This is a genomic window from Rhodoferax antarcticus ANT.BR (genome assembly GCF_001938565.1).
Taxonomy (GTDB): domain Bacteria; phylum Pseudomonadota; class Gammaproteobacteria; order Burkholderiales; family Burkholderiaceae_C; genus Rhodoferax; species Rhodoferax antarcticus.
Genome location: NZ_MSYM01000005.1, coordinates 163303 through 185164 on the forward strand (window position 1 = coordinate 163303; position 21862 = coordinate 185164).

The following is a 21862-nucleotide window of genomic DNA, read 5'->3' on the forward strand; positions in this document are numbered from 1 at the left end:
TGCCTTCAATTGAGAAGTTCTATGTCACCGTCAAAAACCACCGTGGCCGGGCCGGTCAACAGCACCGGGGTGCGTTCGCCCTGCCAGCCAATCGTCAGGGTGCCTCCGTGCGTTTGCACGTCCACAGTGGCGTCAAGCAGGCCCGTTCGGATACCGGCCACCACCGCTGCGCAGGCCCCGGTGCCGCAAGCCAGCGTTTCACCCGCGCCGCGCTCGTAAACGCGCAGGCGAATATGACTGCGATCCACCACCTGCATAAAACCAACGTTCACACCACTTGGAAACGCACTCAGGCTCTGGATCAGTGGGCCGTAGCTGAGCACCGGCGCAGTATCGACATCGTCCACCAACGTGACCGCGTGCGGATTGCCCATCGACACCAGTGCTACTTTAACAATAGCTTCTTGCGCTTGTATATCAAGGGCTAGAGGCCAATAAAGCCATGAACCTATTAATTCGCAGTGCTGCCCTTTGTTGTTAAACGGCAGGCGGCTCAGATCGAAGTCTGGCGCTTGCATGTCCACCGTGACGCGGCCATCGGGCTGCATCTGGAGCTGCAGCACACGGTTCATGGTTTGCACGGTGACCTGATCTTTGGTCGTCAGCCCCTGGCGGCGCACAAAGGCCAGGAAACAGCGCGCGCCGTTGCCACAGTGCTCCACCTCACCGCCGTCAGCGTTGTGAATAAGGTAAGAAAAGTCGACGCCCGGGGTGCTGCTGGCGCGCACCGTCAAAATCTGATCGGCGCCCACGCCAAAGTGCCGATCCGCCAGAAAACGGTACTGCGCCGCGCTCAGGCCGTAGTGGGTTTGGGTCTCGTCAAGCACCACAAAGTCGTTGCCGGCGCCTTGCATTTTGGTAAAGGGGATTCGCATGGCGCCATTATCTCTATTGAATCGGTTGACCTCACGCCTGGATGAAGGCACCGCATTGAGCAGCGACTTTTCCGTAGAGCTGCTATCTGTGCCGCACACCGTGTCGGTATCATTTACCCATGCCACGCACCACCCAACTCCTGCACCCCAACCGTTCACCCGCCCCTGCCCGCGTGGCCGCCACGGTGCTGCTGCTGCGCGACGGCCCGCTAGGGCTGGAGGTGCTGATGACGCGGCGCTCCGCCCGCGCCAGCTTTGCCCCGGGCGCCTATGTGTTTCCGGGCGGTGGTGTGGATGCGGCCGACACACAAAACCACACGCTGGCCACGCGTCGTATCGGCCAGCAGGCGCAGCACCTCACCGAAGCCATTGCCGCCATTCGTGAGAGCCTTGAAGAACTCGGCGTGCTGCTGGCGCGCCACGCCGACGGCAGTTGGGCGACCCAGGCCGACATTGAGGCGCTGGACCGCCAGGGCGATTTCTTCGCGCAATGCGCCGCGCGCAGCCTGACGCTGGCGGCTGACGAGGTGTTTGTGCTGGCCCGCTGGATCGCCGACCGCGACTTGGCCCGTCGCTTTGAGGTGCCCTTTTTGGTGGCGCGCATGCCTGACGGCCAGCACCCGGTGGCCGATGAATCGGAGCAGTTCGAGCCGGTCTGGGTGCGCCCGGCTGACGCGCTGGCACGCCACCACGCGGGCCTTTTTTTCATGATTTACCCGACCATTCGCACGCTGGAGCGCTTGGACGCCTTTGCAGACGTGTCAGCACTGCTGGACGCCTGCGCCGTCAGCGAAGAGCCGCTGTGGACCAGTTGCCCACGCGCTGGCCTGCTGAGTGGGCGCGAAGCCCGCTATATGGAACACGAACTGCCGTTTGGCGAGCTCGCCCTGGTCTGCCCGGATGGCCAGATCGTGCACCCGCTGGACTGGCAAACCGAGCGCGTCGTGCCGCTGTTAAAAAACCTGCAGCGCCTGACCGCCCCCAACCCTGGCGCCATGACCGGCCCTGGCACCAACAGCTACCTGGTAGGCGACCCCGATACCGGCTACATCGTGATCGACCCTGGCCCGGCGGATGCCCAGCACCTGGAAAAGCTCTGGCGCGCCGCTGGCGGTGACATCCGCATGATCGTCTGCACCCACTCGCACCCGGACCACGCGCCGGGCGCCCGGCCACTGCAGGCCATGTGCGCGCCCACACCACCGATTCTGGGCCTGCCCAGCGCCCCGACAGCGCGCGCCGCCAGCACTTTTACGCCGGACAGAGCGCTCTTAAATCATGAGCTACTCACGCTTATTCCAAAAGGGCTAGAGGGAGATTTGGCATATAACTCTGGCCATACGCTGGAAGTGATCTATACCCCCGGGCACGCGGCCAACCACGTGTGTCTGGTGCTGTTGCAAGACGGCCTGCTGTTTTCCGGCGACCACATCTTGAACGGCAGCACCACCGTGGTGGACCCGCCTGACGGCGACATGAATGACTACCTGACGTCGCTGGACCTGCTGCGAACCACCTGCGTGCAGCTGGGTGTGGGCTTCATCTTGCCCGCACACGGTTACGCCATGGGCGGCCCCGGCGACGAAGCACTGGCGGCGATCGACCGGCTGAAGGCGCACCGTTTGCAGCGTGAGGCCAAAGTGATGGCCGCCATGCAGGCGCTGCCCGACGGCACGCCAGACGACTGGCTGGCAAGCGCCTACGCCGACGTGCCCGAGCGCATGTGGCCGGTGGCCAAACGCTCGCTGTTGGCGCATCTGGCGCGGATTGCCTCGAACGTTGGCTACTGAGCCTTACGCCATGCTGCCGGGGGCTTGGCGCCAGCTCAGCCGTGTCGCCCTTTTTGGGAATCGTTGATGCTACATTGGCCTATGAGTCTCCCACCGCTTGATGAGGGTCAGCAGAACAGTGCCCTGCGCCGCCAGGCCGAGCAGCGTCTGCAAAACCAGTTCCCCGATGACCCTGCGTTTGTTTCCCCGCAGGCGGTGCAGCGCCAGTTGCACGAGTTACAGGTGCACCAGATCGAGCTTGAATTGCAAAACGAAGCGCTGCGCGAAGCGCGCGTGCAGGTGGAAGAAGCCGCCGAGCGCTATGCCGATTTCTATGACTTTGCGCCGGTGGGCTATGTCACGCTGGACCGCAGTGGCAACATCTGCCAATGCAATCTGGCGCTGGCCAGCCTGCTGGGCCGCAATCGCGCTCGATTGGTCGGCGCGCGCTTTGGCTTCTCTGTCGCCATGGCTGAGCGCAAGCTATTTGCAGAATTCCTCTGGCAGGTGTTTGACCAAGGGTCTGAACACAGCTGCGAGTTGACATTGATCCGTTCAGATGACGCCAAGCCTGGAATACGGGTGGTGGTTAATGCCATGCGGTCCAACGACGCCCTGCAGTGCCGCGCGGTGCTGACCAACATTTCCGAACGCAAAAAACTCGAATCCGGTTTGCAGGCCAGCCATGATCTGCTGGAGAAGCTGTCGCGCAATGTGCCAGGGGTGGTTTACCAGTACCGCCGCTGGCCCGATGGACGTCGCTGCTTCCCCTATGCCAGCGCTGGCATGGCAGACATCTATGAAGTCACGCCCGAGCAGGTGCGCGAGGATGCCAGCCCGGCGACCGCCAGACTGCACCCGGATGACCGCGATGTGGTGCAAGCCGCGCTCATCGAATCGGCCCGCACCCTGCAGACCTGGACGCAGGAGTTCCGTGTCAATTTGCCTCGGCAGGGTTTGCGTTGGCTGTCGGGTCTGGCCCGACCGGAGCGATTGGCGGACGGTAGCACCCTGTGGCACGGCTTCATCACCGACATCACCGAGCGCATGCGTGCCGAGGCCGACATGCAGCAGGTGATGCAGGCTGCGGGTGACGTGGTCTGGATCAGCGACCTGACAGAGCGCCATATTTTTGCCAACCGGGCGGCCTGCAGCCTTTTGGGCTACACCATCGACGAATACCTGACCATGCGCATTGCCGACCTGCTGGCCGAGCCGGAACTGGCTGGGCTCCCCGCTCACATGGAGCGGCTGAAAACCGAGCCGTTTGTGCGCCGCGAATGGTCACTCAAAGGCAAGAACGGCAGCACCATCGTGACCGAGTTGGTCACCCAGCGCCTGGGAGAAGATCGCTATCTGGCCATCGGCCACGATGTCAGCGACCGCAAACGGTTGGAAGCGCAAAAGGATGCCCTGCAAGCGACTTTGCGCAGTGCGCTGGTGCGCGAGGTGCATCACCGCATCAAGAATAACCTGCAGGGCGTGGCTGGCATCCTGAGCGAATTTGGCCGCACGCATCCGCAAACGCAGGAGGCCATAGAACAGTTGGTGGCTCAAGTGCAAAGTGTGGCCGTGATTCACGGCCTGCAGGGCCAGACCGAGCGCAACCAAGTGAAGTTGTGCGAGCTGACGTCAGCAGTGGCGCGCGGCGTGGGTACGCTGTGGAAAAGGCAGATTGACGTTGCTGTGCCCACACCTTGGTCGGAGCGTGTGATTGGGCCAGCGGACGCCGTACCCGTGGCACTGGTGCTCAATGAACTGTTGCAAAACGCCGTCAAGCACAGCCACCCGGCCACCGGCGTCGTGCAGATTGCAATTCAAAAGGTCGATGACACCTGCGCGGTGCTCTGGAGTATCGTCAATGCAGGTGACTGGCCGGGCAAGGGCTCAACCCCAACAAAACCCTTGGGCAATGGCCTGCAATTGGTGCACACCTTGCTGCCCCGCGAGGGCGCACAACTGACGCACCACACAGAAGGCGGGTATGTGCACACGGTGCTGGTGCTGGGGCCACCCGTGCTGAGTTTTATGGATGATTTTGGCTTTAAGCCCTTTCATCTATTGAGTTAAATACTATTTTTTTAATAGCAGTACAGGAATTTTGAACGCCCATGAACACCACCATTGCGGCTTCTTGCAAGGCTCACTTGCTGCTGGTCGATGATGACCGGTTGATTCTGTCCACCTTGGCCAGTGGTTTGCGCCACGCGGGCTACCGGGTCAGCACGGCCGAGTCGGCACAGGATGCCGAGGCGTTGCTGGCCAATGGGGATCGCCCCGATCTGGCCATTCTGGATTTACAGATGCCACAGGTCGACGGACTGGCGCTGGCTGACCGACTGCGAGATTTTGAGCATGTAGCGTTTGTCATGTTCAGCGCTTACAGCGATGCGGCCAGCGTGGACAAAGCCGTCAGCCTGGGCGCCCTGAGCTACCTGGTCAAGCCCATGGGCGTGGCGCAGATGGTGCCCGCCTTGGAGGCCGCGCTGCTGCGTGCCCGCGAACTGCACAGCCTGCACGGCATGACAGCGCAGTTGCAAAACGCCTTGGTGGTGGAGCGCGGGGTGAGCCTGGCGGTGGGCATCACCATGGTGCAATACCGCCTGAGTCGCCAGGCAGCGTTTGACGTGCTGCGCACCGCCGCGCGCACCCAGCGCCGCAAGCTGGCTGATGTGGCGCACGCCGTACTGCAGGCGCATGAGGCGTTGACCAGCGGCTAACTTGCGAGGCGGCGCGGCTATCCCCCTCGAAAGGGGAAGGTCATTTTTTGTTGATATAGTGCTCGCAAGTCTGTATCCTTGCCTCTGATACCTGACCTTTCCTGAGACCTTACTCCCCGTCTCGTTCACCCGCCAGGTTGCGCCAGTCCGCGCAGCACTTTCGCGTTTACGAACCACCCCGCCGGATGGAATGAGGGAGTTACGGTTATGAATCAATTCAAAATCTCCACGCGCCTGATTTTTTTGATTGGCTTTGCGTCACTGCTGCTGGTTCTGATTGGCGGTCTGGGTTTGTACGGCATCAGCAAAACCAACGATGCGCTGAAATCGGTCTATGAGGACCGAACGGTGCCGATGGCGCAAATTGCTGACATTGACAAGCTGAATTTGCGCATCCGGCTGGCCATTGCGGGCGCCCTGATCAACCCAGTGCCAGAAGAAGTTGCCAACGGTACCGCAGTTGCTGAAGCCAACATGCTGGCCATTGGCAAAATCTGGGCAACCTATATGGCGACCACGCTGACACCCAAAGAGGCTGAAATCGCCAAGCAGCTGGCGCTGGATCGGGGCCGGTTTGTCACTGAAGCCCTGAAACCCGCCGTCGCGGCGCTGGATGCCCAAGACTTCGAAGCTGCCAAGCGCATTACCCTGGAGCGCACGCGCACGTTGTATGGGCCGGTAGACGCCGGGCTGGATGCGCTCATGAAACTGCAAATTGATATAGCCCGGGAAGAATTTGATGCGGCAACCGCGCGCTACAGCACCATCCGCATGGTGTCCATCACTGCCATCGGGGCGTGTGTGCTGTTTGCAGTGCTGTTTGGTGCGGCGCTGATTCGTGGCATGTCCCGCGCCTTGCGGCTGGCCTCCAAGGCAGCAGACGCAGCCGCATCAGGTGACCTGAGCCACATCGTGACCGTGGAAGGCAAGGATGAAATCAGCCACGTGTTGTCATCGTTTGCCACCATGCAGGTCAATCTGATCGGAGTGGTGAGCAAGGTGCGACACGGGGCCGACGGTGTGGCCACGGCCAGCGCCCAGATCGCCGCGGGCAACCACGACCTGAGCGCCCGCACTGAAACCCAGGCCAGCGCCCTGGAGCAAACCGCCGCTTCCATGGAGCAGCTCAGCGCCACCGTCAAGCAAAACGCTGACAACGCGCGCCAGGCCAACCAGTTTGCGCAAGAGGCCAGCACGGTGGCGGTGCAGGGTGGCGAGGTGGTGACCGAGGTGGTAGCCACCATGCGGGGTATCAACGACGCCTCGCGCAAGATTGCCGACATCATCAGCGTGATTGACGGTATTGCCTTTCAGACCAATATTTTGGCGCTCAACGCGGCGGTCGAGGCAGCGCGCGCCGGTGAGCAGGGCCGGGGCTTTGCCGTGGTGGCCACTGAAGTGAGAGCGCTGGCTGGGCGCAGCGCCTCTGCCGCCAAAGAGATCAAGGCATTGATTGACACCAGTGTGGCCCGGGTAGATCAAGGCAGCGCTTTGGTGGACAAGGCTGGTGTCACCATGACCGAGGTAGTCACAGCCATTAAGCGCGTGACCGACCTGATGGGTGAGATCAGCGCGGCCAGCCATGAGCAAAGCCTGGGCGTGTCGCAAGTGGGCGAAGCGGTGATGCACATGGACCAGGTCACCCAGCAAAACGCCGCACTGGTAGAAGAAATGGCGGCTGCAGCATCGAGCCTGACCGAGCAGGCGCAGGACTTGGTGGCGTCCATGGAGGTGTTCAAGCTGGAGGACGACAAGACCCCAGCAGGAACCCCAACAACTGCCACGCGGCTCAAAGCGGACACCAATTGGCACCTGTACGAGGCATCAGCTGCCGCCAAGAGCGCCATCCTGAGGCCGATGATTGACACTTCAAGAGCCGTTGCCATGCGGATGCAACACCCGTCAAGGGCCCTTCAGGCGCGCGCGGTAGCGCCTCAGTTGGCTGAAACCAACTGGTCCAGCTTTTAACTTCACGCCTTAAGGCTTTTCCCTGCTGACTGCCATGCAATGCCATCGCGCCCATACGTTGCAAAAAGCGATAGCTTTGACGCTGCTGGCCCTGGCCGTGCCCGCCTGGTGGTGGGTCTATCACCCGGTGCAGCCCATGGTGCTCGACCCGGCCTTGTTTCTGTTTTTTCACAATGCGGTCGAAATTTTTGCAGTGGTCGTGGCGGCACTGGTTTTTCTGACGGGCTACCGGGCGGTGCTGTCGGCACGCAATGGCGCCGTGGTGCTAATGGGGGTCGGTTTCTTGGGCGTGGCCCTGTTGGATGCGCTGCACACCATGAGCTATGCCGGCATGCCCGACGCGATTTCGGCCAATTCGCCCCAGAAAGCCGCGTTCTTCTGGCTGTGTGCGCGCATGCTGGCGGCCGTTTCCATTTTGGTGTATGCGTCTTTGCCACGCGCACCCGAGCTCAGCACCTTGCACAAACGCCTGGCTGCGTTGGTGATGCTGAGCATTGTGGCTGCGCTGGCGTTTTTCGGACTGCTTTGGCCGGACCGTTTGCCACAGTTGTTTGTCGCCGGGCAAGGTCTGACGCCGCTGAAGATCAGGCTGGAGTGGGCGATCATTGCCGTGCACTTGCTGACCTTGCTGGTGCTTTGGCTGCGCCGCGTCGAACTGGTCGACGAATGTGCGATGGCCCTGGGCTTTGCCGTGGCACTGTCGATAGCGTCAGAATCGTTTTTTACCATTCTGGGCGTAAACGGCATCGATGTGGCCAACATGCTAGGGCACCTGTACAAGGTAGCGGCCTACCTGTATTTGTTTCATGCCACGTTCAATGAGGCCATCAACCGGCCACTACAGCGCTTAAGCGCTCAGCACCTGCGCGAGCAACAGGTGTTGAATGCGGCACCCGATGGCATTCTTTGGGTAAACCAGTCTGGCTTGATATTGATGACCAACCCCGCAGTCGAAAGGCTGACTGGATATGCCAAGGATCAGCTGCTTGGTCAGAATGTGGACATCTTCCTACCCGAGCACCAGCGCGAGCGCCACGGTGCCGACATGCGTGGATATTTTATCGATCCGCACGGTCGAACTATGGGCTGCATGGACGTGCAGCTGCAGCGGCAAGATGGCAGCATGTTGCCGGTGGATATTTCCCTGGGCCACTGGGAGGACAAGGGACAAAGTTACGCCATTGCCTATATCCGCGACCTGACCGAGCGCAAGGGGTTTGAGGAGTCGCTGCGTCACCGTGCGACCCACGACGAGCTGACCGGCTTGCCCAACCGCTGGATGTTCAATCTGCAATTGAGCCAAGCCTTGACCCAAGCCAAAAGAACGGGTCGGCATGTGGCCGTGCTGATGCTTGACCTGGACGATTTCAAGACGGTCAATGACAGCTTTGGCCATGCGGTAGGCGACGAGTTGCTGGTGTTGGTATCACAGCGCCTTGGTGCCTCGCTGCGCCAAAGCGACACGCTGGCGCGCCTTGGCGGCGACGAGTTTGCCATTTTGCTTGCCGATATGCAAAGCACCGACGAAGCCATGGCGGTGGCTGCAAAACTGATTGCCACCATGGGAAAAACCTACACGCTCATCGGCCAGGAGATTCATTCCAGTGGCAGCATCGGGATTGCTTTTTACCCTGGCGACGGGCAAAACGCAGACGCTTTGCTGCGCTTTGCCGACATGGCGATGTACCAGGCCAAACGCTCGGTACACGGAAGCTACGCCTGTTACTCGCCCCAGTTTGAATTGCGGGCCCAAGAAAACATGCGGGTTCAAGTGCGCCTGAAAGAAGCTCTGGACAATGGGCGCCTGAGGCTGTTTTACCAACCCAAGATGGCTGCCAACGGCGAAACCATGCTGGGCGCAGAAGCTTTATTGCGCTGGCACGATGACGAGTTGGGGGATGTCTCGCCAGCGCGGTTCATTCCGGTGGCGGAGTCCACCGGGCTGATCCTGCCCATATCAGCCTGGGTGCTGGAGACGGCGTGCCAGCAGATTGCCGCCTGGCACCGTGCTGGCACGCCCTTGCAAGTGGCCGTGAATTTTTCGGCACAGCAGTTTCGCCAAGGCAATGTGGCCGATCAGGTGCGCGCCGTGCTACAGCGCACCGGCGCCCCGGCGCACTTGCTTGAAATTGAAATCACCGAATCCATCGCCATGGAGCAACCTGAAGCAGCCCACGCAGAACTCAGTGCGCTGGTGGCCTTGGGCTGCACGGTGGCGCTCGATGACTTTGGCACCGGTTATTCGTCGCTGGCGTATCTGAAGTCGTTGCCGGTTTCGGTGCTGAAGATTGACCGCACCTTCGTCAAGGACATTGCAGCAGATCAGGGGGATGCCAAGATTTGCCGAGCCATCATTGCGCTGGCCCACAGCTTGGACATGACGCTCGTAGCCGAAGGCGTCGAAACGCCTTCGCAACTGGCGTTTTTGCGCAACCTGGGGTGTGAGGTGTATCAGGGCTGGCTGTTTGCCAAGGCGATGCCTGTCAGTGAGTTGACCGCACGCCTGCTCGAGTCCCGCGACAGACATGAATTTGATTTTGAGGCTATTGCGCAATAAGCTTGGCTTCAAGCCTTCTGTAGCATCCTCAGCGGTGCCTTGCGCCCACCGGCCTAACCCAGCGCGCTATTGAAAACCCTGCAAAAGCACCCAGCTACCCTGCCCATGAACTTCCTCGGTTGAATTGCTATCGAAACGCCCGCCCTGTCGACCACCCTCCTCGCATTGATGGGCCTGCTGCCGGTGCTGTGGGTCGTCGGCCAGCCGTGGTGGATTGAACGTCGGCGCAAGGCCTTGCGGGCAAAACCTTTTCCGACCCGCTGGCGTGAGATTTTGAAGCGACGCGTGCCTTATGTGCGCTTGCTGCCCGCTGATTTGCAACTGCGGCTAAAGCAGCATATTCAGGTGTTTACGGCCGAGAAAGCGTTTATTGGGTGCAATGGACTGCAGGTCAACGACGACATTCGGGTCACGATTGCGGCTCAGGCTTGCCTGCTGATTCTGAACCGCTCCAGCGCTTACTACCCGAAATTACGCCAGATTCTGGTCTACCCGGACAGTTTTGTGGTGGAGCGCGACCACACCGATGGGGTGGGTGTGGCGCACCGCGCACGCCAGGTGCTGGCGGGCGAATCCTGGTCAGAAGGCCAGGTCATTCTGTCGTGGCAGGACACACTGCACGGCGCGGCCACGGTGGACGACGGGCAAAACGTTGCCATCCACGAATTTGCCCACCAGCTCGATCAGGAAACCGGCAGCGCCAACGGTGCGCCGCTGCTGGCGCGGCGCGCGCACTACCAGCGCTGGTCGCGTGTGCTGGGTGACGAGTTTGCCGCGCTGCAGGCCCGCGCGGCGCGCGGCGAGCCGTCGCTGTTCAGTGACTATGGCGCTACCGACCCCGCTGAGTTTTTTGCGGTGATCTCGGAGGTGTTTTTTGAACAGCCCGCGCGCATGGCCGAGGCCCACCCCGACCTGTACGGTGAATTGAGCCAGTTTTACCAACTTGACCCGCTGAGCTGGCGCTGAGGGAAACGCCGCGCAGGCAGGCGGTTACCATGGCCGCTCCATGATCAAGCCACACAAACCTGTTCCCCCGAAGAAAGTGCCGCCCCCGCTCGACCAGAGCGGTGAACGCCTGTCCAAACGCGTTGCCGCGCTGGCGCAGTGCTCGCGCCGCGAAGCCGAGCAACTCATCGAGGGCGGCTGGGTGCAGGTCAACGGCCAGCGGGTCGAAGAGCCCATGGCCCGCGTCACCGATCAAACTGTGCTGATTGACACCACCGCCAACCTGATGGCGTTGAGCGAAGTCACCCTGCTGCTGCACAAACCACCCGGCTTCGAGGCGATGGCCCCGCTGGGCACGGCCAACAAGCGCGTCAAACCCGCACAAACACTGCTACAGCTTGCCACGCATTGGCCGCAAGATGAATCGCCAGAGCGGGTCCTCAAGCGGCACTTTGCCAAGCTGACTGCTGGCGTGCCACTGGAGAGTGCCGCCAGCGGACTGGTGGTTTTCACCCAAGACTGGCGGGTGCTGCGCAAGCTGACCGAGGACGCTGGGCTCATCGAACACGAATACGTGGTGGAAGTGCAAGGCGAGGTCTCTCCTGAGGCGCTGCATCGCATGAACACCCCGCCGGCGAGCGAGCGCGACACGCTGCCACCAGTGAAAGTCAGTATCAACAGCACCGGTGAGGCATCAACGCGGCTGCGCTTTGCCGTCAAGGGCGCGCACCCCGGGCTGGCGGCTTACCTGTGCGAGCGCGCCGGGCTGCAGATCATGAGCATGAAGCGCCAGCGCATCGGCCGGGTGACCTTGGCGCATCTGCCAGAAGGACAATGGCGCTTTCTGGCGGCACACGAGCGGTTTTGAACCTGCACCGGGTTGATATCACCCGCCGAATGCTTTGTATTTTGTAGCGCTTTCGGCATATAGGATAAGGGCTAGAGCAGCATTTAACCCCTAAACACTGAACAGTTGTCCGCGCGCGGCGTCGGTGATTGCTAGCACGCACGGGTGGCTGATGCGCCGCTCCACAGACACCGCATAAAACTCTTCTACCAGTTCGTCGGTGCGGCCAATGACCGAGACGTCAAACTGGGTGCAGGTTTCCTCTTCGAGCACGGTTGGTGCCATGAACACGCCCTGACCTTCACGGCCAAACGCTTTCATCAGCGCCGCGTCGTCAAGCTCACCCACCACCACCGGTGCCAACTGGTGCCGGGCAAACCAGCCTTCGAGTTGCCGACGCACCGCCGACGACGCCCCGGGCACCAACATCGGCAAGCCATCCAGACAGCCGGGAAATGGCCCCTTGACCCGGGATTTCAGCCCCGGGGCGCAGAAAAAGCTCATCGCACTGCGGCCCAGCGCGTGGCTAAAGGCTTTGACGCTGACGCGCCGGGGCATTGGCTCGTCGGCAATCACCAAATCCAGCCGGTGCAACGCCAGCGCCGCCAGCAAATCGTCAAAGCTGCCCTCACTGGCAATGAGTTTGACGGGTTGGTCCATGGACAGAGCCGGCTCCAGCAGGCGGTAGGCAAGTGATTTGGACACCGAGTCGGTCACCCCAACCCGGAAGTCCAGCCGTTTTTGCGCCCCCCGCGACTGGCGTAGGGCGGTCTCCAGCTCTTGCCCCAGGCTGAAGATCTGGTCGGCATAACCCAGCGCGAGGCGGCCATGCTCGGTGAGCTCCAGCTGGCGGCCATTTTTGCGAAACAGCTTGCGCCCGAGCCAGTCTTCGAGCAGCTTGATCTGGCCCGAGAGCGTTTGCGGCGTGGTGTGCAACTGCTCGCCGGCGCGCATGATGCCGCCGGCGCGCGCGGTGACCCAAAAATAATAAAGGTGCTTGAAATTCATGCGATTGGCCTCAATTGGCGGGTTGATTATTCGTTTTTATCGAAGTTTAAATGTCTTAAATTCGAATTTACGCGAAGTGAGTTGAACTTTATAGTTGTGTTCGTGTCACCTTTACAGACATTGAAGGAGTAATAAAAATGCGTTTAAGTACCAAAGGTCGTTTTGCCGTCACCGCCATGATTGATGTGGCCCTGCGCGAAAAGCTCGGGCCAGTGCCGTTGTCGGACATTTCAGCGCGCCAGCAGATTTCGCTGTCGTACCTGGAGCAAATGTTCAGTCGGCTGCGTCAACAAGGCTTGGTGCACAGCACCCGCGGACCCGGTGGCGGTTACACCTTGGGGCACCGTACCGATGCCATCACGGTCGCTGACATTATTGGCGCGGTGGAAGATCCGGCACCCAAGCAAGAGACCGAGCAAAGCGCTTCCAAAGACATGGCGCAAGACTTGTGGGACTCGATGAATGCCAAGGTAGCCGAGTTCATGCAGTCGGTCACCTTGCGCAGCTTGGTGCTGGAGCAGTTGGCCAAGGGTGTGAAGATTGAGCAAAAGCCTGCACCGAATCGCGGCGTGTTCAAAAAACCATCAGCACACACCGTGCGCACGACGGCACCGAACTCGGTATTTGCGCTGGGTCAGTCGCTGTTGGCACGCGGTTAATACGAGGCTAATTGGCCTCCAGCCCTCATAGCGCCTGCGTTAGGCGCTATAAATTTAAAAGTGTGAAGCCCACCGATAAGCCGGATTCTGTGCGTCTGGGTTGCCCCAAACGTGACTGCCATTAATCTGGGCTGTTGGTCACCCAACAGCTCGGTGCTACCTACCCGCCAGCTCTGGGGGCCCCATCAACGCTGGCCTACTTGGTATTGCTGCGCGTAGAGATTGCCCGTTTCACCCGCATCAGGTTGCCCCGCTGCGACTCGTCTCTGTTGCTCTGATCCTCACCTTATAGTCTTGCGACCTTTCAGTGGACAGCCGTTAGCTGCTACGCTGCCCTATGCAGTCCGGACGTTCCTCCAGTGCCTTGTTTCCAAGATTGCACCAGCGGCAGTCTGGCGGGCTTCACAGCGTGATTATCGGTGCAATCAACAGGCTGCGCCCCCATCGACCCGCCGGCCCGCACCAAAGCTGGAATCCGGCATAAGCTTATAGCCAGATCAACAGAACAACTGGTTCAAAATAGATTCGCGCACCATCCCCACTGAACATTTTCTGGAGTCCAGATGAAAGTTGATAACGTCCTTCAAACCATTGGCAACACGCCGCACATCCGCATCAACCGCCTGTTTGGTCCGACGCACCAGGTGTACATCAAATCCGAGCGCGGTAATCCGGGCGGCTCGATCAAAGACCGCATTGCGTTGGCCATGGTAGAAGCTGCCGAGGCATCGGGTGAACTGCAACCTGGCGGCACCATCATTGAGCCGACCTCTGGCAACACCGGTGTGGGCTTGGCCATGGTGGCTGCGGTCAAGGGTTACCCCCTGATTCTGGTGATGCCCGAGAGCATGAGCATCGAGCGCCGGCGCCTGATGCTGGCTTACGGCGCCAGCTTTGATTTGACACCGCGTGCGCTTGGCATGACCGGTGCAATCACCCGTGCGCAAGAGCTCTCACTCAGCCTGCCTGGCTCCTGGATGCCGCAGCAGTTTGACAACCCGGTCAACCCCGAAGTGCACGCCCGCACCACCGCCCAGGAAATCCTGGCGGATTTCCCCAACGGCATTGACGTGCTGATCACCGGCGTCGGCACCGGCGGCCACCTAAGCGGGGTGGCGCGGGTGCTCAAAGCCAAATGGCCAAAACTCCAGGTGTATGCGGTAGAGCCCGCCGCCTCACCGGTCATTTCTGGCGGCAGCCCCGCACCCCACCCGATTCAGGGCATTGGCGCGGGGTTTATTCCGAAGAACCTTGACACCGAGTTACTCGACGGCGTGATTCAGGTTGACGGCGATGTGGCCCGCGATTTCGCCCGCCGCAGTGCCACTGAAGAAGGCCTGCTGGTGGGCATCTCTAGCGGCGCAACGCTGGCGGCCATTGCACAAAAGTTGCCTGAGCTGCCTGATGGCGCCACGGTGCTGGGCTTCAACTACGACACCGGTGAGCGTTATTTATCGGTAGAAGGCTTCTTGCCAAGTTGAGGGGCAGGCCGAAAACTGGCTGCGAGGAAATCTGGGCGGGCACTGAGGCTTTTGCCCGCTGATGTGTTCTCAGGCCGTGGTGTTAGCTGCCTTTCTGTCAAGCTCGCGCTCCGGATTTACCCTCGACCAAGGTATGATCAATGCACCTTAATGGAGCATTTTGATATGAAGTTTTCCTCAGTCCGCACCTTTTTAGAGCACCTCGATCAACGCAGCCCCGGTCAACCCGAATTTTTGCAAGCAGTCACCGAGGTCATAGACAGTCTGTGGCCTTTCATCGAGGCCAATCCAAAGTACGCGGAGGAAGGCTTGCTGGCGCGGCTGGTAGAGCCAGAGCGGACCATCATCTTTCGGGTCTGCTGGACTGATGATCAAGGCCGGGTCCAGGTCAATCGCGGCTACCGCATTCAGCACAGCATGGCTCTGGGGCCGTTCAAGGGGGGCTTGCGCTTTCACCCCTCGGTGAATTTGTCGATTCTGAAGTTTCTGGCCTTTGAGCAAACCTTGAAAAACGCCTTGACCACCTTGCCTATGGGCGGTGCCAAAGGTGGCGCCAACTTTGATCCCAAAGGCAAAAGCCGTGGCGAGGTGATGCGCTTTTGTCAGGCGTTTGCCACCGAATTGTTCCGCCATGTGGGCTCCGACACCGATGTGCCGGCTGGCGACATTGGCGTGGGCGGGCGCGAAGTGGGTTTCATCGCTGGCATGGTGAAGAAGCTCAGCAACCGCTCTGACTGCGTCTTTACCGGCAAGGGGCTGTCCTTTGGCGGCTCGCTGATCCGGCCAGAAGCTACCGGCTACGGCACGGTGTACTTTGCCGAAGAAATGCTCAAACTAAAAGGCATGAGTTTTGACGGCCTGCGGGTGAGCGTGTCGGGCTCGGGCAATGTGGCTCAGTACGCTGTGGAGAAAGCCACGGCACTGGGTGCCAAAGTGGTCACCGTGTCGGATTCCAACGGCACCGTCATCGACGAGGACGGTTTCACCCCGGAAAAACTGGCGCTGTTGATGGAGATCAAAAACGAGCAGTACGGCCGCGTTAGCGACTATGCGAATCGCGCAGGTGTGCGCTATGAGGCAGGTCTGAGTCCCTGGCAGGTGCCAGTGGATGTGGCCCTGCCTTGTGCCACGCAAAACGAACTTGACAGCGACGATGCCGTGCTGCTGGTGAAGCACGGTGTCAAGTGTGTGGCCGAAGGCGCCAATATGCCGTGCACCCTGGAAGCGGTCAAAGTCTTCGACGCGGCCAAGGTGCTCTACGCACCGGGCAAAGCCAGCAACGCGGGCGGGGTGGCCACATCCGGCCTGGAAATGAGCCAAAACGCCATGCGCTTGGCATGGTCGCGGGACGAGGTCGATGCCCGCCTGCACCGCATCATGCGCGACATCCACCAGGCCTGCGTGCAGCATGGCCGACGCGCTGACGGCTCCATCAGCTACGTGGACGGCGCCAATATTGCCGGGTTCGTCAAAGTGGCCGACGCCATGCACGCCCAAGGCGTGGTCTGAGCCGCTGCCAAATACCCTGAGCTAAACCAGCTCCAAGCCCTGCCGTGCGCTGCCCGGCAGGGCTTTATCATTGGCGTTTGCTTGATGACCACAAGCCACCATGATCCGACTCTCAGAACTCAAACTCCCCCTGTCTGCCCTGCCCGTGGTGCCGCTGCGCGAAACGCAAGCGGCTGAAACCGACGATGACCGGGCACCGCTGCCGCATCCGCTGGCAGCGTTGCGGGTGCTGGCGCGGCAGGCGCTGGGCATAGCTGACGCTGACCTGATCGATTTAAAAGTTTTCAAGCGCAGTTTCGATGCCCGCCAGGCCGAATTACGGGCGGTGTACATCGTCGACGTCAGCCTGCGCGACCCAACGCTGGCGCAAACCCTGCTGCAGCAGCATGCAGGCAACCCGCACATCGTCCCCACCCCGGATATGGCTTACCAGTTGGTGGCCACAGCGCCCGCTGATCTACCCCTGCGCCCGGTGGTGGTGGGGTTTGGGCCGTGCGGCATGTTTGCGGCGCTAACGCTGGCGCAAATGGGTTTCAAGCCCATCGTGCTGGAACGTGGCCGCAAGGTGCGTGAGCGCACCAAAGACACCTGGGGCCTGTGGCGCAAACAGGTGCTCAACCCCGAGAGCAATGTGCAGTTTGGCGAAGGCGGCGCGGGCACGTTTTCAGACGGCAAACTGTGGAGCCAGATCAAAGACCCGCGCCACTTGGGGCGCCGGGTGATGAGCGAATTCGTCAATTTTGGTGCGCCACCCGAGATTTTGGTAGAGGCGCACCCACACATTGGCACCTTCAAGCTGGTGAAAGTGGTGGAAAACCTGCGCGAACGCATCATCGCGCTGGGCGGCGAGATCCGCTTCGAGCAACGGGTGATGGATGTTGATCTGACAACCGCAAGGCAGGTGCGCGGCCTGACCGTACTGGAGCAGGCCACCGGCCTGACCTACGAGCTGCGCGCCGACCAGGTCATTTTGGCGCTGGGCCACAGCGCGCGCGACACCTTTGCCATGCTGCACCAACGTGGGGTCACGCTGCTGGCCAAACCGTTTTCGGTGGGTTTTCGGGTGGAGCACCCGCAAAGTGTGATCGACCGCGCCCTGTGGGGCCGCCACGCTGGCAACTCGGTGCTGGGGGCAGCGGCCTACAAGCTGGTGCACCACGCCAGCAATGGCCGCGCGGTGTACAGCTTTTGCATGTGCCCAGGTGGCATGGTGGTAGCGGCCACGTCCGAGCCGGGCCGGGTGGTGACCAATGGTATGAGCCAGTATTCACGCAACGAACGCAACGCCAACGCCGGGCTGGTGGTCGGCATTGAGCCCGTTGACTATCCGCAGGATGCGGCTACTTTTATAGAGGCTTTTGGGCCTCTAGCCGGTATGCAGTATGCGCAGGAAGCTCTTTATTTAAGAGCAGCTGATGCGCTCGCCGTGCACCCCTTGGCGGGCATCAACCTGCAGCGCCAGCTTGAAGCAAACGCCTTTGTTTTGGGCGGCAGCAACTATGAGGCCCCCGCACAGCTGGTGGAAGAATTCGTCCACGGCATCCCGTCCGCCAGCCTGGGCAGCGTGGTTCCGTCGTACCAGCCAGGCGTGAAACTCGGTGACCTGCACAGCGCCCTGCCCGACTACGCGATAACCGCGCTGCGCGAAGCGTTGCCCGCTTTTGGCAAGAAGATCAAAGGCTTTGACATGCCTGATGCGGTGTTGACCGGGGTGGAAACCCGCACCTCGTCACCGTTACGCATGCCGCGCGGCGATGATTTCCAAAGCACCAATACCGCGGGTCTGTACCCTGGGGGTGAAGGTGCGGGTTATGCCGGCGGCATTCTGTCGGCGGCGGTGGATGGCATCAAGCTGGCTGAGGCACTGGCGCGGCAGGTGGTCGACTTTTAGACATGAAAATAGCCTCAATCCCTTATAGAACAAGCGCTTGGCGCTATGCTAAATGTATCAAATGGAAGCCTTCGTGCGTCCTCAAGCCGAGCGTTTGAACAGCGCCAGCAGCGAACCGGCAATCACAAACAGGCTGCCAAAGGTGCGGTTCATGGCGCGGATGTGGGCGGGCTTTTTGAGCGCCCCAAGCACCCGCGAGGCCAGTGCGGTGTAGCCCGACATCACCACCATATCGGTGAAAGCCAGTGTGGCGCCAATGATCAGGTACTGCGGCAGCAGCGGCTCACCTGTGCTGATGAACTGCGGCACCACCGCCAGCAAAAACACCGTGCCCTTGGGGTTGACCACATTGATCATCCAGGCTTTCAAAATCAGCGTGCGCTGCGTCACCACCTCGCCCGAGTCCGACGCCGCAACCATCGGCCGCGCTGGCGCACGCCACTGCTGGATGCCCAGCCAGACCAGATAAGCCACACCTACCCACTTGACCACGACAAACGCGGTGGCGGAGGTGGCCATCAGCGCCCCCAGACCGACGCCGACGATTGCCAACTGTGTCCAGATGCCCAGCACCAAGCCAAAAATGGTGACGTAGCCGTGTTTGAAACCGTGATTGAGCCCGGCGCTCATAGAAGCTATTGCCCCTGGGCCAGGTGAAATACTGATGGCCCAGGAGGCGGCAAAAAAGGTGAGCCAGGTTGAAAGTTCCATGGGATGAGTCTAGCGGTTCTGGCTGGACTTGAGCCGTTCAGGTAGTCGAGCTAAGGGCGGCATGGCATTCGGCGCAGCGGCATCAAGGGGGAACCCACAGGGCGGGCGGCAGCCGCGCAGCTGAGTGCGGCGCCGTCCTGCGTCCAAAAAAAGGCCCCCAGCGCGGACTAACCGCTGCTGGGGGTGAAATACCCGGAAACTCGAAATCGGTGGTGCTTTAAACCTGTTCGTTTTGCAGCGCGGCAATGCGATCTTCCAGCGGCGGGTGGGTCGAAAACAGCTTGCCCATACCCCCAGCAATACCAAATGCTGCCACGCTTTTCGGCAGTTCACTGTGCGCCAGACCACCGAGTCGGGCCAGCGCATTGATCATGGGTTGCTTGCGGCCCATCAACTTGGCGGCACCCGCGTCGGCGCGGAACTCACGGTGGCGGCTAAACCAAGCCACCACGATGGCAGCGGCAAAACCCAGCACGATGTCCAGCACGATGGTGGTGACGTAATAGCCAATGCCGGGGCCGGAGTTCGACTGGTCGCCCTTGCGCAGGAAACTGTCCACCAAGGAGCCGATCACCCGGCTCAAGAACACCACAAAGGTGTTCATCACACCCTGAATCAGTGTCATGGTGACCATGTCGCCGTTGGCCACGTGAGCAATCTCGTGGGCAAGCACGGCCTCGATCTCTTCATGTGTCATACCCTGCAGCAAACCGGTGCTGACCGCCACCAGCGCCGAATTCTTGAACGCGCCGGTGGCAAAGGCGTTAGGTGCGCCTTCAAAAATACCCACCTCAGGCATGCCGATACCGGCTATGTCAGACAGTTTGCGCACGGTTTCGACAATCCAGGCCTCGTCGGCGTTTGACGGCTCGTTGATCACCCGCACACCCGAACTCCACTTCGCCACCGGCTTGCTGATCAGCAAGGAGATGATGGCGCCGCCAAAACCAATTAGCAGCGCAAACCCAAGGAGTGCGCCCAGATCTAGGCCGTTGGGCGTCAGAAAACGGTTCAATCCCAGCACGCTGGCAACAATGCCCAGCACCGCCACCACAAGGACGTTGGTGAGAACAAAAAGAACAATGCGCTTCATGGAGTCCTCTAAAAGATTAAGCGGCTTAACAACAGATGCACCGCCAAGAAGTGCAAATGGTAAGGGTTACCACCTTGCAGCCAAACCAAACCGGCGCCAATTCCACACGCCGTCTGGCTATTTGGACGCTGCCACCGCCGTCACCCGAGCCGCCCTGAAAACACCCAGATCGTCGTAAAAGCCGGGCACCTCGTTGGCTGGCCACCAGTGCGGCACACCCAGCACCGGCAGATGGGCAAAGGGTTTGGCGGCAAACTTTTCTGCCGTCAGGTCGGCGGCGAGCCAGGCGTCCAGGTCCGCTATGCTGTCTGTAGCTGGAAACGCACGATAGACGTGGGCTGTGACCGCTTTTCTTGGGTAAACCAGTTTCTCCAGCAGCGCATGGCCAAACAGCACCAAAGACGACTCTGCCCAAAGCGGGCGCAGCGGGCCAAACACCTGGGGCCAGTCTTTGGCGGCCAAGGCTTCCCACAGTGCATCTGGCGCTCGTAGCAGGGCGACGTTTTCGTCAAACACGGTGAGCGCATCGCGCGCCGGGCCGCGCACCGGGGCGATACCGCTGTGGGCGATTTGCGCCACATGCAAGTGGTTAAGACGGCGCTTGGTGTGCGGGAAGTTCAGCCACGCCAGTGCATTAAAAAAGTCATGCAAGCCCTCACGAGTAGGGCACCGAGCGCTATCAAAAATGTATTGCTCATAAGCCATGCCCGGCGGCAGGTCAGACTGCGGCACAAAGCGCACTGGCGGCTGGGCGGGCGCTGGCCAGAGCGTCTGGGCGACCTGGTTGAGTGCGTCTGGCTGCAACACGCCTGCCAGCACCTCATGCGCAGCAGGCTCGCCCACGGCGCGCCAAGATGCGAGCCAGGGCGCGTGCCAGTTGATGGCTGCGATCAAGACGGCTGCGGCGCAGCGATGTATTGCACCGTTCTGGGTTTCTCAGGCGGGGCCAACACAAACTGGCTGGGGAACTTCTTCAGCAACTTGGTAGAGGTCATGTTTTTGCCACGCAGTTTGGCATCCAGCAGCGCCTTGGCAACGGCGGCCAGCGGCTGCGGTTGCCCGCTTTGCAGCGCTGGCACGGCGGCCAGAATCGTCGCCACATCCAGCAGCGCCATTTGGTGGCTCACCGCCTCAACCGCCACTGGCGTCGGTACCGGGTTGCCTGCTGGCGGGCTGACAACTGGCTTTTTCTGCGGTGCGGTAGTTTTGGCGACGACCTTTTTCGCAGGCGTTTTGGCGGGCGCTGGCGTGGCTGCGGCAGCTTTGTCGGCAGATGCTCCGCTGCTGGCGGTTTTTCGGGGTGTCGTTTTGCGCGGTGTCTTGCGTGCGGGGGCGGCCAGGCTGGGCAGCGGCGCAGCATCTGATGCCGCCAGGTCTGGCCCGACCAAAATCACCCGGTCATAGGCGGGAATGGCTTCGCGGCCCATTTTGCTGCGCTCAGACACGCACACCACGCGAATGCCGCGCTCGCGCAGGCGCACCACCAGCGGGGTGAAGTCGGCATCACCCGAGCCGATGACGATCAGCTTGGGTGCGGGCACCTGGCAGGCAAGCTCCATGGCGTCCACCGCCAGCGCCATGTCGGTGGTGTTTTTGGTCAGTGCCAGGTTGACGAACGGGCGCACCGCCCAGGCGCGCAGGGTGTCGGCCAGGGCTTTGAGGTTTTCCGCGCTGCCGTAGGCGCGGCGCACTGGCAGGCGACCTTCGGTTTCTTCCAGCACCCGAAAAGCCTCATCCACCCAGGCACCTGAATTCAGGTTGTCCGCATCAATCAGAAAAATGTTCATGGCGTTTCCTTGTGTTGCTCGCGGGGCTGGAGCCACTGGGCG

At 60.9% G+C, this 21862-nt stretch carries 17 protein-coding genes and 1 other RNA gene; 11 read left to right on the forward strand and 7 right to left on the reverse strand.

Annotation, left to right across the window (positions count from 1 at the left end):
• Positions 1 to 5: 5 nt before the first annotated feature.
• On the reverse strand, positions 6 to 875 hold the full coding sequence (gene dapF, locus BLL52_RS02475) for a diaminopimelate epimerase (protein WP_075585138.1): 870 nt from the start codon (positions 873 to 875) through the stop codon (positions 6 to 8).
• Positions 876 to 994: 119 nt separating this feature from the next.
• Here dapF and BLL52_RS02480 point away from each other — a divergent pair, with 119 nt between their 5' ends.
• The 7 genes from BLL52_RS02480 (at position 995) to BLL52_RS02510 (ending at position 11702) form a co-directional block, all read left to right on the forward strand.
• Positions 995 to 2665 carry an MBL fold metallo-hydrolase gene (locus BLL52_RS02480; protein WP_075585139.1) on the forward strand — a complete coding sequence of 557 codons (1671 nt, stop codon included), beginning with the start codon at positions 995 to 997 and terminating at the stop codon, positions 2663 to 2665.
• 81 nt (positions 2666 to 2746) lie between these two features.
• Entirely contained in the window at positions 2747 to 4714 is a 1968-nt protein-coding gene (locus BLL52_RS02485) for a sensor histidine kinase (RefSeq protein WP_075585140.1), read from the forward strand.
• 41 nt (positions 4715 to 4755) lie between these two features.
• On the forward strand, positions 4756 to 5364 hold the full coding sequence (locus tag BLL52_RS02490; RefSeq protein WP_075585141.1) for an ANTAR domain-containing response regulator: 609 nt from the start codon (positions 4756 to 4758) through the stop codon (positions 5362 to 5364).
• Positions 5365 to 5571: 207 nt separating this feature from the next.
• The gene (locus tag BLL52_RS21705; protein ID WP_075585142.1) at positions 5572 to 7332 is read left to right on the forward strand and encodes a methyl-accepting chemotaxis protein; all 1761 of its coding nucleotides are present in this window, start codon (positions 5572 to 5574) and stop codon (positions 7330 to 7332) included.
• A gap of 34 nt (positions 7333 to 7366) precedes the next feature.
• On the forward strand, positions 7367 to 9889 hold the full coding sequence (locus BLL52_RS02500; protein WP_075585143.1) for a putative bifunctional diguanylate cyclase/phosphodiesterase: 2523 nt from the start codon (positions 7367 to 7369) through the stop codon (positions 9887 to 9889).
• A gap of 168 nt (positions 9890 to 10057) precedes the next feature.
• Positions 10058 to 10855: a M90 family metallopeptidase gene (locus BLL52_RS02505; protein WP_075585144.1), complete on the forward strand. Its 798-nt coding sequence runs from the start codon at positions 10058 to 10060 to the stop codon at positions 10853 to 10855.
• A 40-nt stretch (positions 10856 to 10895) separates the two neighbouring features.
• On the forward strand, positions 10896 to 11702 hold the full coding sequence (locus BLL52_RS02510) for an RNA pseudouridine synthase (protein WP_083633746.1): 807 nt from the start codon (positions 10896 to 10898) through the stop codon (positions 11700 to 11702).
• A 90-nt stretch (positions 11703 to 11792) separates the two neighbouring features.
• On the opposite strand, the gene nhaR is transcribed toward BLL52_RS02510, so the two are convergent.
• Positions 11793 to 12689 carry a transcriptional activator NhaR gene (gene nhaR / locus BLL52_RS02515; protein WP_075585145.1) on the reverse strand — a complete coding sequence of 299 codons (897 nt, stop codon included), beginning with the start codon at positions 12687 to 12689 and terminating at the stop codon, positions 11793 to 11795.
• A gap of 137 nt (positions 12690 to 12826) precedes the next feature.
• Between nhaR and BLL52_RS02520 the strand changes: the two genes are divergently transcribed.
• Positions 12827 to 13348, forward strand: coding sequence for an Rrf2 family transcriptional regulator (locus BLL52_RS02520; RefSeq protein ID WP_075585146.1), 522 nt, complete (start codon positions 12827 to 12829; stop codon positions 13346 to 13348).
• Positions 13349 to 13408: 60 nt separating this feature from the next.
• Here BLL52_RS02520 and rnpB read toward each other — a convergent pair.
• An RNA gene (rnpB, locus tag BLL52_RS02525) (RNase P RNA component class A) lies at positions 13409 to 13752 on the reverse strand.
• A gap of 159 nt (positions 13753 to 13911) precedes the next feature.
• On the opposite strand from rnpB, the gene cysK reads away from it, so the two are divergent.
• The 3 genes from cysK to BLL52_RS02540 all read left to right on the forward strand — a co-directional run bounded on the left by cysK (position 13912) and on the right by BLL52_RS02540 (position 18229).
• Positions 13912 to 14829 (forward strand): cysteine synthase A, encoded by a 918-nt coding sequence (cysK, locus tag BLL52_RS02530; protein ID WP_075585147.1) that lies wholly within the window; start codon positions 13912 to 13914, stop codon positions 14827 to 14829.
• 165 nt (positions 14830 to 14994) lie between these two features.
• The gene (gdhA, locus tag BLL52_RS02535; protein WP_075585213.1) at positions 14995 to 16338 is read left to right on the forward strand and encodes an NADP-specific glutamate dehydrogenase; all 1344 of its coding nucleotides are present in this window, start codon (positions 14995 to 14997) and stop codon (positions 16336 to 16338) included.
• Between the two features lie 100 nt (positions 16339 to 16438).
• Positions 16439 to 18229 carry an NAD(P)/FAD-dependent oxidoreductase gene (locus BLL52_RS02540; RefSeq protein WP_075585148.1) on the forward strand — a complete coding sequence of 597 codons (1791 nt, stop codon included), beginning with the start codon at positions 16439 to 16441 and terminating at the stop codon, positions 18227 to 18229.
• A gap of 81 nt (positions 18230 to 18310) precedes the next feature.
• Here BLL52_RS02540 and rhtB read toward each other — a convergent pair whose 3' ends face one another.
• The 4 genes from rhtB to BLL52_RS02560 all read right to left on the reverse strand — a co-directional run bounded on the left by rhtB (position 18311) and on the right by BLL52_RS02560 (position 21820).
• On the reverse strand, positions 18311 to 18940 hold the full coding sequence (gene rhtB, locus BLL52_RS02545; protein WP_075585149.1) for a homoserine/homoserine lactone efflux protein: 630 nt from the start codon (positions 18938 to 18940) through the stop codon (positions 18311 to 18313).
• A 217-nt stretch (positions 18941 to 19157) separates the two neighbouring features.
• Positions 19158 to 20033, reverse strand: a complete 876-nt coding sequence (gene htpX, locus BLL52_RS02550; RefSeq protein ID WP_075585150.1) for a protease HtpX — start codon at positions 20031 to 20033, stop codon at positions 19158 to 19160.
• 117 nt (positions 20034 to 20150) lie between these two features.
• Positions 20151 to 20924: a DUF3025 domain-containing protein gene (locus tag BLL52_RS02555; protein ID WP_083633749.1), complete on the reverse strand. Its 774-nt coding sequence runs from the start codon at positions 20922 to 20924 to the stop codon at positions 20151 to 20153.
• Positions 20924 to 21820, reverse strand: coding sequence for an NYN domain-containing protein (locus BLL52_RS02560; protein WP_075585152.1), 897 nt, complete (start codon positions 21818 to 21820; stop codon positions 20924 to 20926). The genes BLL52_RS02555 and BLL52_RS02560 overlap by 1 nt, the downstream gene beginning before the upstream one ends.
• Positions 21821 to 21862 lie beyond the last annotated feature (42 nt).